The 11900-nt window shown below is 69.6% G+C and carries 10 protein-coding genes and 4 pseudogenes; 7 read left to right on the plus strand and 7 right to left on the minus strand.

The features are described 5' to 3' along the window. Window positions 1-16: 16 nt before the first annotated feature. Complete coding sequence (locus SSOG_RS54260; RefSeq protein ID WP_167542602.1) at window positions 17-364, minus strand: transposase family protein; 348 nt, start codon at window positions 362-364, stop codon at window positions 17-19. Window positions 365-469: 105 nt separating this feature from the next. Beyond that, window positions 470-1612 carry an FAD-dependent monooxygenase gene (locus SSOG_RS36855; RefSeq protein WP_009719371.1) on the minus strand — a complete coding sequence of 381 codons (1143 nt, stop codon included), beginning with the start codon at window positions 1610-1612 and terminating at the stop codon, window positions 470-472. 171 nt (window positions 1613-1783) lie between these two features. On the opposite strand from SSOG_RS36855, the gene SSOG_RS36860 reads away from it, so the two are divergent. The 3 genes and pseudogenes from SSOG_RS36860 to SSOG_RS36870 all read left to right on the plus strand — a co-directional run. Beyond that, complete coding sequence (locus SSOG_RS36860; protein WP_009719372.1) at window positions 1784-2119, plus strand: ArsR/SmtB family transcription factor; 336 nt, start codon at window positions 1784-1786, stop codon at window positions 2117-2119. A gap of 318 nt (window positions 2120-2437) precedes the next feature. Further along, complete coding sequence (locus SSOG_RS36865) at window positions 2438-3202, plus strand: IS5 family transposase (protein ID WP_009719374.1); 765 nt, start codon at window positions 2438-2440, stop codon at window positions 3200-3202. A 103-nt stretch (window positions 3203-3305) separates the two neighbouring features. Next, window positions 3306-3779: pseudogene (locus SSOG_RS36870) on the plus strand (integrase core domain-containing protein); the annotation flags it as partial. Window positions 3780-4082: 303 nt separating this feature from the next. On the opposite strand, the gene SSOG_RS56695 reads toward SSOG_RS36870, so the two are convergent. Further along, window positions 4083-4943: a hypothetical protein gene (locus SSOG_RS56695; RefSeq protein ID WP_245606453.1), complete on the minus strand. Its 861-nt coding sequence runs from the start codon at window positions 4941-4943 to the stop codon at window positions 4083-4085. A gap of 420 nt (window positions 4944-5363) precedes the next feature. Then, window positions 5364-5615: pseudogene (locus tag SSOG_RS49460) on the minus strand (beta-galactosidase); the annotation flags it as partial. 119 nt (window positions 5616-5734) lie between these two features. On the opposite strand from SSOG_RS49460, the gene SSOG_RS36880 reads away from it, so the two are divergent. The 4 genes and pseudogenes from SSOG_RS36880 to SSOG_RS36895 form a co-directional block, all read left to right on the plus strand. Beyond that, complete coding sequence (locus tag SSOG_RS36880; RefSeq protein WP_106516706.1) at window positions 5735-6478, plus strand: SDR family NAD(P)-dependent oxidoreductase; 744 nt, start codon at window positions 5735-5737, stop codon at window positions 6476-6478. A gap of 68 nt (window positions 6479-6546) precedes the next feature. Further along, window positions 6547-7302 (plus strand): FadR/GntR family transcriptional regulator, encoded by a 756-nt coding sequence (locus SSOG_RS36885; RefSeq protein WP_009719379.1) that lies wholly within the window; start codon window positions 6547-6549, stop codon window positions 7300-7302. A gap of 179 nt (window positions 7303-7481) precedes the next feature. Continuing rightward, a pseudogene (locus tag SSOG_RS36890) lies at window positions 7482-8122 on the plus strand (bifunctional 4-hydroxy-2-oxoglutarate aldolase/2-dehydro-3-deoxy-phosphogluconate aldolase). 22 nt (window positions 8123-8144) lie between these two features. After that, window positions 8145-8333, plus strand: a pseudogene (locus SSOG_RS36895) (sugar kinase); the annotation flags it as partial. A 131-nt stretch (window positions 8334-8464) separates the two neighbouring features. Here SSOG_RS36895 and SSOG_RS36900 read toward each other — a convergent pair. The 3 genes from SSOG_RS36900 to SSOG_RS36910 are packed head-to-tail and all read right to left on the minus strand — an operon-like array spanning window position 8465 to window position 11896. Then, a complete protein-coding gene (locus tag SSOG_RS36900; RefSeq protein ID WP_009719382.1) occupies window positions 8465-9751 on the minus strand; it encodes a DUF4380 domain-containing protein in 1287 nt (428 codons plus the stop codon). Further along, window positions 9744-10832: a zinc-dependent alcohol dehydrogenase family protein gene (locus tag SSOG_RS36905; RefSeq protein ID WP_009719383.1), complete on the minus strand. Its 1089-nt coding sequence runs from the start codon at window positions 10830-10832 to the stop codon at window positions 9744-9746. The genes SSOG_RS36900 and SSOG_RS36905 overlap by 8 nt, the downstream gene beginning before the upstream one ends. Before the next feature lie 50 nt (window positions 10833-10882). Then, window positions 10883-11896: an ABC transporter permease gene (locus SSOG_RS36910; protein WP_009719384.1), complete on the minus strand. Its 1014-nt coding sequence runs from the start codon at window positions 11894-11896 to the stop codon at window positions 10883-10885. Between the last annotated feature and the right edge of the window lie 4 nt (window positions 11897-11900).

Below are 11900 nucleotides of genomic sequence, written 5' to 3' on the forward strand. Positions count from 1 at the left end.
TGAGCCTTTTCCAACCTCAGGTTGAGGCGTGACGAAGGGCGGGGATGGTCTTCACGATGGCGGTGACTCGGTTGGTGCTGCAGCGGAGTTTCCGCGGGAGGCGCCAGCCCTTCAGGGCGGCCATGGCTTGCTCGCCGAGGCAACGGATTCCGGCCTGGGTGCTGTGGTGCCGACGTTGCCGCAGCTTGAGACGCCGACCGCGGACGGGCGCCCGGGTGGTGCCGCCGGCGCCTCGATACGCCTTGTCCGTCCAGCACTTCACCTCCGCGTCGCGGGGGGGGGAGTCACCGGCAGCACCCGTGTCGTGGCGAGCGCCGGGAACGGTGGGTGAGGCCGACAGCAGTCGACCTGCCGCATCGGCGATGACCTACCACGCCGAGCCGGGCTCGTCGGACATGGCGGCGCCGACCCGGTTGGGAGCTACAGGGGAGCTGCGCACCGACCGGTGACCGGTCGGTGCGGGCTCGGTCTACCGGTTCGCGGCTTCGCGAGAGGCGATCCGGTTCGTGCGACCGACCGCGCGGCCCACGGCGTTGCGCACCGCGAGGCCCGGCCGGGTGCGGGGCACCATGAGCCTGGAGAGCAGGCCGACGCGTCGCTGCCGCGGGCCTACCTCACGGCGGAGCCGCGACTCGTAGGCGGCGAAGGCGCGGGCGTGATCACCGGGATGGGCGGCGAGCTCTTCTGCGAGGGCGTACGCGCCCGCCATCGCCATGCTGGACCCGTCGCCCAGCAGGGCTGTCGCCGCCGCCGCGTCCCCGAGCAGTACGACCCGTCCGCGGGACCACGAGGGCACCCGGACGGTGGTCAGGGGGTCGAAGAACGGAGCCGGGTGGTCGAGGAACGCCGCCACGAGTTCCGGTGCCCGCCACCGCACGTCGGCGTAGGCGTCGGCCACGGTCTGCTTGTGAAGGGCGATGTTCTTGCGGTCGTGGGGCGCTAGCTGTGCGGCCCGAAAGGTGAAGATCGCGAGCGGAGTGGTCCGCGAGGGGTGGAGGACCAGCATCCGGTTCGGCACGGTCAGCATCGTCATCTCGGTCGGGTCCTCGATGGCGTCGGGTTTCAGCGGGACGGTCGCGCCGTACAGGCCCAGGTCGCTCGCGAACTGCCGCTCGGGGCCGAAGACCAGGCGCCGTACGGTGGAGTGCATCCCGTCGGCACCGACTACCAAGTCGAAGCGCCGTGGCGCGGACCGCCGGAAGGTGACATCGACCCCACCTTCGTCCTGATCGAGAGCGGTGACCGTGTCGTCGAACAAGAACTCGGCCTCGGTCTGCGCCGACCGGTGGAGCACCTCGGACAGGTCGGCTCGGGTCACTTCGACCGTCGGAGTCTTGTCCGAGGTGAGCGGGAGTTGCAGGATTCGCCTGCCGCCGGGGTCGAGCAGGGACAGTGACCGATTGCGGGTGGCGAGCCCGTGGAGCTGCGGGAGGATGCCCATGCGGTCGGCGACCGGGATCGCGGGCCCCTTCACGACGATCGCGCTACCACCGGAGCGCAGCTGCCGGGCGTGTTCGACGACCGTTGGCCGGTATCCATTCCGGGAGAGCCAGTAGGCGAGTGCGGGCCCTGCGATTCCGGCACCGACTATCAGCACCTCGGGTTTCTTCATGACGATGACCTCTCGGAGTGTCGATGACCAGGCCCCCGGTGAGTGCCGGGGCCGGGGCTCAGGGCGCGGCGGCACGGGGCAGCACAACCCGGGCAAGGTACGAAAGATTTCGTACCTAAGTGGAGCACGCCCTTCAGGTACGATGCAAGTCGTACTTGAAGGAGGTGCGGCGTGGCCGGGAGGAACCTGGTCGGCCCGGAGGCCGATGCGCTCGATCTGGGTGCGGTGTTTCGTGCCCTCGCCGACGAGCACCGTCGTTCGGTGTTGACGGAGTTGGCCGCCGACCGCAGCGACAGCGAGCGGGGCTGCAACTCGTTCGATCTTCCGATCTCGAAGCAGACCCAGACCCACCACTTCCGGGTCCTGCGCGAGGCAGGTCTCATTGACGAGATCGACTACGGCAACCGCAAGGGCATCCGACTACGACGCGCGGACATCGAGAAGAGATTCCCCGGGCTGCTCACGCTCCTGGGCGCAGAGTCCCCGGGCGGTACTGCTCCTCGCTGAGCACAGCTGAGCACACCGGAAGGAGTCCGAGTCGGCCCTGAGCCGCGAGCTCGGCCGAATCCAGCTCGCGCCCGGCGCGCAGGTAGCCGAGCACGACGCGGACACGAATGGGTCGGTGTCGCTTCGACCACCGTCCCGCGCTCGTGATCGGCGCCGAGCACTTCCGCGCGCGCTCCCTCACGCCCACACCCACTGACGTTTCCTCAACCTGCGTGCGGAGCAGGGCCACTGGGGGGTGAGGGTGGGGTCCGGGCGTGGAGAAGCTCCTGGTAGACGGGTGCGTGTCGAGTCCAAGCCATCCTGCCAGGAGCTTTCCGCGTGCTTGTCTACCCAGCCGGGGTCGATCTGTCCACCTCCGCTCTGCGCTTCCTCGCCCGTGAGTTGACCGCACGTCGTCTTGCGCAAGGGACACGATGGCGCCAGCTGGCCGCCGGACGGCAGGCACTGCTCGTGCTGGCTCATCTACGATGCGGCCATACCTACGCCCAGCTCGCCGCCGGATTCGGTGTGGGCACCACCACCGCCTACCGGTACATCGCCGAGGCCGTCGACATCCTGGCCGCTCTGGCTCCAACCCTCGCCGAGGCGGTGAGGACAGCCTCCGGCAAGGCCTTCGTGATCCTGGACGGCACGTTGCTGCCGATCGACCGGATCGCCGCCGACCGACCCTTCTACTCCGGGAAACATAAGAAGCACGGCATGAACGTGCAGGTGATTGCCGACCCGGCGGGACGGTTGCTGTGGGCCTCGGCCGCGCTGCCGGGATCTGTCCACGACATCAAGGCCGCGCGAACCCACGGCATCATCGGTGCCCTGGCGGGGGCCGGGGTGGATTGCTGGGCCGACAAGGGCTACCGGGGCGCCGGCGGCACCGTGCGAGTTCCCTACTGGGGACGCTGGGAGACTCTCTCCCCTGGTCAGCGGGCCGTCAACTGCTCACACGCGAAGATCCGTGCACTCGTCGAACAGGCCATGGCCACCCTCAAAACCTGGCGGCTCATGCGCAAACTACGATGCTCTACCAGCCGTATCACCAGCCTCGTCCAGGCCGTCCTCACCCTGCACCTGACATGCACAAACTGAGGTTGGAAAAGGCTCACTGTGTCCTGGTCGTGTAGAAGCCACGCGCCGATGCGGGCCGCGATCCCGTCGAGCACGGTTTCCAGGCCGAGTTGGAACGAGCCGTCGCAACGCCTACGGCGGCCCGAAGGTCGGATACGCATTCGTGTACACCGTCATCGACGACCACTCCCGCGTCGCCTACACCGAGGTCCACGACGACGAAACAGCCGTCACCGCCGTCGGCTTCCTGCACCGGGCTGTCGACTGGTTCGCTGACCGTGGCGTCACCATTGAGAGGGTCCTGTCGGACAACGGCGGCGCGTACCGCTCGTACCTGTGGCGCGACAACTGCGAAGCGCTTTCGATCACCTCGAAGTTCACGCGCCCTTACCGCCCGCAGACGAACGGGAAGGTCGAGCGCTTCCACCGCACCATGGCCGATGGCTGGGCCTACGCCCGCTGCTACACCAGCGAGCAAGAACGACGCGACGCACTGGCCGGTTTGCTCCACCAGTACAACCACCACCGGCCCCACACCGCGTGCGACAACCAGCCGCCATTCTCACGATTGATCAACGTGCCCGGTCAGTACAGCTAGGTGAGCCAGGGAAGGCCGGTGCCGGTGCTCTCGGCGTGCACGACGGTGGTGTGCCTGCTCTGCACACCGGGCTCGAGGGGTCTGGAGGCAACCACCCGTGGGGGTGCCCCCCCGAGCTGAGGCCCCGCGGTAGCCGGGCCCGGCCACGGTGGTCGGCATGACGATGATGATGCGCCGCTGGGCCACTGCCGTGACCACCGGGCTGGCCACGAGCAGTCTCCTCGCCTTCGGCTCACCGAGCTGGGCCGCCCCAGCACTCCGCCAGTCGCAGCAGCACGGTCGATCATCTTGCCGCGGTGAGCGTCAGCCTGGCGAGAGCGCCTGTTTTGGCGACTTCGCCGGTCGACCTCCGGCGCACCGCGCACACCCCCTCCTACCAGGGTGGACGACATTTTCGGCACTCAGAGTGGTGTAGGCCTCCAGCATGGAGGCCTCGGCACCGCCGTTGTGCTCCATCTGGGAGTAGTGGTCCATGACGGACAGCCATTTGACGCCCGCTGCCTCGGCTGCGGAGCCTGTGGGTGCCGGAAACTGTGTCGCCCTATGCGACCTGCGTGGATTCGTGGATGAGGCCGCCGAGTCGATCGCGTCGATGGATGCGAGTGTTGTGGGTGGCGGTACGGGGTCCGGGTCCGGTGAGGCGGTCCGGCGCGCGCTGTTCGAGGATCGGTGCGGCCTGTGTCTGTTGTCATGCTCCGCGTACTCGCTGACGACAAGGTGGAGGTGGCGCTCCTTTCGGCGGCATGATCCGATCCAGCGTTCTGCGGTGGCGTTCATCCGGGGCACCTCCGGCAGTGTCGGGATGCCCCGTACGCCGATCGCTTGGAAGACGGCGTCGAAGCTGTCGGTGGAGTACGCGCCGCGGTCACGGATGAGGAACCGGATCGACGCCGCGCGGTCGCCGAGGTCCATGAGGTAGTTGCGTGCCTGCCAGGTGATCCAGGGACCGGTCGGGTGTCGGGTGATGTGCATTCGTCGGGTGCCGTGGTCGATGAAGAACCGCACGAACCAGCGCCGCAGGAAAACCGTGTCGATGTAGAACAGGTCGGTGGCCGCGATCGTGGAGGCTTGGGCTTGAGGAAGACGGTCCAGGAGCGGTCCATACGCCGTGGCGATGGGGCGATCCCCGCGTCCAGACGGTGGAGGCCGCGACGTCACGTCCAAGGCTGAGGAGCTCTCCGTGGATGCGTCGGTACTCCCATCCCGGGTCCTCCTTCGCTAGACGCAGGACGAGTTGGCGTAGGGCCTCTGGTTTCGGTGGCCGACCTGGACGATGGGTTGGGTAGGTCCATTCCCAGGCGATGAGTCGTGAGTGCCAGCGCAGGACCGACCGCGGAGAGCCCAGCAAGGCCAGTTGTGATCGCCGCTGCTTGTTGACGAGTCGGAGCAGTGCCGCCATGACGGGCCTGTCGCTCCAGGAGAAACGGGGTTGTGGCTGGGCGCGTCCGGCGATGGCGAGTTACTGCCGAAGCATCAAGGTCTCTGCGTCCTTGGTTGCATTCGAGCGGGCGACCAGGGCAAGCCATCGGAAGGTCTGGCAGGCGAGTAGGTAGATCTGCTGTATCGACATAATTCCCGGCACTCACCCGCTCCGGCGAGGTTGTCCATGACCCGGTCGAACCAGGTGAAGTCGTACTCCCCGGGCCTCGGCTCCACCTTGGCCCACGAGAAGATGCCGGCCGTCACCAGGGAGGCTCCCGCCTCCTTCATCAGCGCGACGTCCTCGGCCCACCCCTCCTCGGGTCACTGCTCGGGGTTGTAGTCGCCACCGAAAGCGAGCCCGGCCGGACGCAGGCGCCGCCGGGCATCGATCGCTACCGCATGTGCCTGTTGCATGCGGGCCAGTGTTGGAGCGGGACCACAGGCCCGTCAAGATATATGCATTATTAATTGAAAGGGCTATGGTGGCCCTCGGCATCGAAAGGGGACAGCGCGCGATGACGGAATGCCGCAGGATGGCGGGGCGAGTCGCGGTGATCACCGGCGCCGCGCACGGTATCGGCGCGGCCACGGCCCGCCGGCTCGCGGCCGAGGGCGCGGCGGTCGTGGTCACCGACGTGGACGACGCGGGAGGGAAGGCGGTCGCGGCAGCCATCCTGGAGAGCGGAGAACGGGCGGAATACGTACGCTGCGACGTGACCTCCGCCTCCGGCTGGGAGGACCTGGGCCGCCACGTCGACCAGGTTTACGGGCGGCTGGACGTGCTGCACAGCAACGCCTTCGCCCAGCTGAACAAGCCCGCCCACGAACTGAGCGAGGCCGAGTGGGACGGTCAGATGGCCGTGCTGCTCAAACCGGCCTGGCGGGGAATGAAGACCTTCGCGGACCCGCTGCGCGAGGCATGCGGGTCCGTCATCCTCACCTCCTCGGTGCACGCGGTCATCGGCCTGCCCGGCCATGCCGCCTACGCCGCGGCCAAGGGCGCGCTGTGCTCTCTCGCGCGGCAGCTGTCGGTCGAGTACGGGCCGCACATCCGGGTCAACACCGTGCTGCCCGGCCCCATCCTCACCGCGGCATGGGAGGGGGTCTCCGAGGCCGAGCGGGCCCGCAGCGTGCTGGCCACGGCGGCCCAGCGGTTCGGGCACCCGGACGAGGTGGCCGCCGCGGTCGCCTTCCTGGCCTCGGCCGACGCCTCCTATGTGACCGGCGCCAGCCTTGTGGTTGATGGAGGATGGAGCGTCATGAAGGAGTCCTCGTGAGCGGTGGGCGCGAGGCGGTGAGCTGTGCGCGGGTCCCGCGCACAGGGCTTTGAGCGGAAACGGAGAACGTGGTGATCCATCTCGGTAAGGGGCTGCACGGCCAGGCCGTGGAGGAGATAGGCCGGCGCATCATCCGCGGTGACATCCCACCGGGCTCCGCGCTGCACCCGGACAAACTCGAAGCGGAACTCGGCGTCAGCAAGACCGTGGTGCGCGAGGCGATGCGGGTCCTCGCGTCCAAGGGGCTGATCGAATCCCGGCAGAAGCGCGGCACGACGATCCGGCCCCGTGCCGACTGGAACCTGCTCGACAGTGACCTGCTGCGCTGGCAGGGGAGCAGCGCTCCGAGCGAGGGCTTCCTGGAAGACCTCGCCGAGGTCCGCGCCATCGTCGAGCCCGCCGGCGCCCGGCTCGCCGCAACCCGCCGCACCGACGCCGACCTGGACGCGATACGGCAGGCGCTCGATGCCATGGCAGGGGCCGGGACGGACGCGGATGCGATGGTGGAGGCCGATCTGGCCTTCCACCGTGCCCTGCTGGACGCCGCGCACAACGAACTGCTGAGCCGGATGGAGGTCGTCATCGAGGCCGGTCTGCGCATACGGGACCGCATCGTGCACGGGGCCCAGCACACCTCCGACTCCCTGCCGGTCCACCGGGAACTGCTGCGAGCCGTCGAAGCGGGCGACCCGGATGCCGCCGTGGCGGCTGTCGAGTCGCTGCTCACTCAAGCATCCGAGGACTTGGCGGCCGTGCAGTCAGGGGACGAATGCGACGAATATGGCAAAGGTGCCACGGGGGCCGTGCGGGAAGAACCCTCGTGAGAACCACCGGGCTTGAGATATCCCTGGTGGGTCCCCGCCGACTGTTCCCGCGCATCGCCGCCGGCCCGGGACACCGTTGACGCAATCCCGATGGCGGCGCACCGACGGACCGTTCACCGGATGGTGACGCACCACAACCCCGCCCTCAGGCATCCCGCACACCAGGAGAGCCCCATCCGATGCAACTCGTGGAATCACTCCGAGCACACCGCCTTTTGTGCGATCGTGCGTGGCAATGTCCCCGACGCGGCACTGCGCACCGTACTCACCCTCGCCGAGGAGGGCATCGAGGCCATCGAGGTCTCGCTGACCACGAACGACGCCCCGGCGGTGATCGCGCGGGCGCGTACCGAACTCGGCCCCGAGGCGCTGGTGGGTGCCGAAACCGTGCGCACGGCCGACGACGCCGCCCGCGCCGTGGCCGCCGGCGCGTCGTATCTCGTCACCCGGTGCTCGTCGACGTCCCGCGGTCCGGCGACATCGGTGACGTACCGGTGCTGATGGGCGCCCTGACGCCGAGCGAAATAGAGGTCGCCCTCGCCCGGGGCGCCTGTGCGGTCAAGCGGCGGTCAAGCTCTTTCCCGCTTCCCTCGGTGGACCGGGCTACCTGCGGGCACTGCGCGACCCGTTTCCCGAGGTGCCCTTCGTACCCGTCGGGGGAGTGGACGCGGCGGCCGCCCGCGATTACCTCGACCATGGCGCGATCGCCGTCGGCGTGGGCTCGCCACTGATCGGCGATGCCGCCGCAGGCGGCGATCTCGGTGCGCTCCGTACCCGCGCGGCCGCGTTCCGCGCCGCGATCACGAGGGAAGCATCGTGACGTTCCCGGCCACTCGGACCGCGAACTCGGCGCGCTGGTGCTGCGTACGCTGCGCGCCGAGGGCGTCGACACCGATTACGCCGTCACGGACGACACCGGTCGCCCCACGGGGCTGCTGCTGACCGAACCCCGTATGGGCACGCTGACCCGCGTCAGCTACTCCCGCTCCGGCTCCGCGGGTTCGGCCGTCACACCGGCTGATGTGCTGCCCACGCCACGGGTCTTCGGCCACGAGCACGGCCGGCACGTCTGAGCGTCGTGACGGCGGAGACCGATAGAGCCGGCCACTCCTCGTCCACTGGGACGCCCTCATCCGCGGCACGGACCCCGAGCAGAACGTCATCATCTGCTGCCCCTGAGGAAGCCGAGGGTTGTCGCATCCGAGCCGTCCGGCGCCGAGGCGACGACCAACGCGTCCGCCCCGGTCGCCGCAAGCCGGCCGGGCTGGACATCGAACGCACATGCTTCCCCTGCGACCAGCGTGCCGCACTGGACCGGTTCGCCGTCTCCCCGGGACGGAAGTGCCGTCAGGGACCCGTCGCGGAAGGGCACGAATACCCCGGCCAGCCGTCCGTTCTCCAGCCGGGGGAGCCGTGACCAAAAGCCCCAGGAGGTCACCGTCTCGACCGGGCCCGCGGTGGCGCCGACACCGATCTCCATGGTCAGCCGCGTCGACTGCCCGGGAGCAAGCTCCTGAAGGGGGCCCAACGCCTCGCATTCCACGATCCGGTCCCGGGGACGCAAGCCTCCCAAGTGGTCCAGGGGTGCGTGCAGCGGATGCTCCAGCCACACTTCGACCCGCGAGTCGGCGTCGGGGTAGCGGGCCGTGGGGGAAACCTCGAACCGCTGGGTCAGCGTGCCCTGTGGAGCGACGTGTGCCAGCCACCCGGCAGCGTCGGGGAAGCCCACCTTGCCGACCACGTCCTGGTGCGGGACGTGCAGCGTGCCAATGCCGGTGCGGTGCACGTGCGGGCGGCCGGTGCCCGCGATCAGGCCGACCGTCTCCGGACGTCCGGAATCGGCGGTGCCCACGTAGACGCCCCCGGCGGGGTAGGACCCGGGAGCTGTGCCGGCCAACTGGGTCACATTCCACACCGCCCACCGTCGGGGCCGGTCCGACTCGTTGGTCAGGGTGTTCTCCAGGGTGAAGGCCGTCCGTCCCGCGGTGAGCGTGACGCGGCGTTCGATGCGCAGACCTGTTCGTGGTTCGACGCCGCTGGTCATGACCGCCTGGGCTGTTCCCCCCTGGACGGTGAGCCGCAGCTCGTACGGTCCCGAGTCCAGGACCGAGTCCGGTGGGCCCGACCATTGCCCGGGTCCGTCCCAGCCCTGCGGTGCGGGCCAGGTCTTGTCGCCGCCCCAGTTCAGCCAGGCCGACATCGGACCGTCCTGCGGGACCGGCCGGACGCCGGGGCGCGGGCGCAGGCCACCGTCCAGCAACCGCGCGTTGCGGTACAGGAATTCCCGGCCGTGCAGCGTCAACGACAGGAGCCTGCCGCCGAGCGCCGGCACGGCGGTGAGCTGTACCGCCCCCGCGTCGAGGCGGACCAGTTCGTAGGGGCCGACCGGGGTGCGGACCACCCTCACCCCGTCTCCACGCAGCGCCTGTCCGGCCGTCCGCTCAGCCATCGAGATCCGGCACCAGGACAACCTTGCCGCGTCCTGCCCCGGCCGCGAGCCGGAACGCCGTGTCCGCGTCGGAGAGGGCGAACCGGTCGCTGACCACGCTCTCCGGTCGCATCCCCCAACGCACCAGGCTCCGGGCAAGCTCCGACATGGCGGGCAGGGAGGTCACCCAGGAGGCATAGATCGTCACCTGCTTGTGCAGCAACGGATCCGACACCTCGGTCTCCAGCGTGCCGCCTTCCCCGACCAGCGACAGCCGGCCCCACTCGGCGATGTGCTCGATGGCCGTGGAACGCCCCGGGCGGCTTCCCGAGCAGTCGATCGCGGTACTCGTGCCCCGGCCCCCTGTCAGCTCCGCGACGACCGGGCCCGCCTCTCCGGGCGCCACGGTGGCGTCGAACACTCCGAGGCCGTCGGCCCACGCACGTCGTTCCTCGGACAGCTCCACACCGATGACGCGGCGGGCGCCGCGGCCGCGGCCGATCATGCCGGCGGCCAGTCCGACCGGCCCCAGGCCCACGACCAGCAGGTCGTCGTCGCCGCTGACGTTTATCCGGCGGATCCCCTCGTAGGCGGTGCCGAAGCCGCAGGCGATCAGCGCGCCGTCGACGAAACTCAGCTCATCGGGCAGCGCGATCAGCGTCGACTCGTCGGCGACGAGGTAGTCGGCGGCGGCGCCGTCGCGCTGCCAGCCGTAGGCGGCCCGCTCCGGGGAGGTGCAGTTGATGAAGTAGCCGCGGCGGCAGGCGTCGCACCGGCCGCAGCCGGCGATGTGGTACACCACCACCCGGTCACCGACACCGAACGCGCGCACTCCGGGTCCGGCGGCCACCACGGTGCCCGACGGCTCATGACTGGCGATCACACCTCGGTAGGCGGGGCCCTCGACACCTCGGTGCGTCTTGTGCTCCCGGTAGATGTAGCCGATGTCGCTGCCGCAGATGCCGGCCGCGCCGATCCGGAGCAGGACCTGACCGGGGCCGGGCTCCGGCACCGCGACGGAGCGCACCGAGGCGGTGCTGTCCCCGGGGAGATAGACGCCGCGCATCGTGGCGGGGAGAGAGGGTGAGGTGGTGGCGCTCATAAGGGTCCCTGAGGGGGTGTTGTCGGAAGCATGGGAGAACGGAGGAGGGTTCATGACACGCGCGTGGCGTTCCCCCGTCTGCCGATGATCACGTTGGCGAGGACAGCGGCGACGATGATCACGCCGCGTACGACGTTCTGCAGGAAGGGGTTGACGCCCAGCAGCACGAGGCCGTTGGCGATCACGCTGATGAAGATGACGCCGAGCATCGTCCCGATCAGGCTGCCCCGCCCGCCGGCCAGGGCCGTGCCGCCGATGACCACCGCTGCGATCACGTCGAACTCCAGCCCAGCGGCGGCGCCGCCGTTGCCCGAACCCAGCCGGGCGGCCAGAAGGATGCCGGTCAGCGCGGCCAGCACACCGGTTGTGGCGAACAGCGTGACCCGGATGCGCCGGATCGGGATGCCGGCCAGCTGAGCCGCCGCGGCGTTGCCGCCGGTGGCGTAGACGGAACGACCGTAGGCGGTGCGGCGGGCCAGGTACCAGAAGACGAAGAAGAGCACGATGAAGACGACCGCCGGAGTGGGCACTCCCAGGAACTTGCCACCGAGGCTGTCGATGAAGGAGGAGGCGGGCAGCGGGACGGGCAGCGCGTCCGTCGCATACAGGGCGAGGCCGCCGAGCGCGCTCCACAACCCGAGCGTGGCGATGAAGGAGGGCACCGCGAACCGGGCCCGCAGCCACCCGGCGAAGGCCCCCCACGCGATGCCCGCCACCAGGGTGAGGGCCAAGGCTCCGGCGATGCCCAGATGCCACTCCGACGCGCCCTTGGCAAAGATGACCGAGGCGAAGGCCACGGCCGGACCGATGCTGATGTCGATCTCCCCGGCGATGATCACCAGGGTCACCCCGAGCGCGGGAATGCCCACGCTCGCGGCGTCGCGGAGGATACCCAGCTGGTTCTGGGTGTCGAGGAACCCTCCGGCACTGGCGCTCAACGCGATGTACAGCACCACGATGGCGGCGAGCAGCCCCAACTCGTTGAGATGGAGCAGCTGCCGGGAAGTCGTGGTGCCCTTGGCGGAGGAGCCGCCGGGCTTGTGGGTCAGAGTCGTCGACGACATGGGT

This window comes from Streptomyces himastatinicus ATCC 53653 (assembly GCF_000158915.1).
Lineage (GTDB): Bacteria > Actinomycetota > Actinomycetes > Streptomycetales > Streptomycetaceae > Streptomyces > Streptomyces himastatinicus.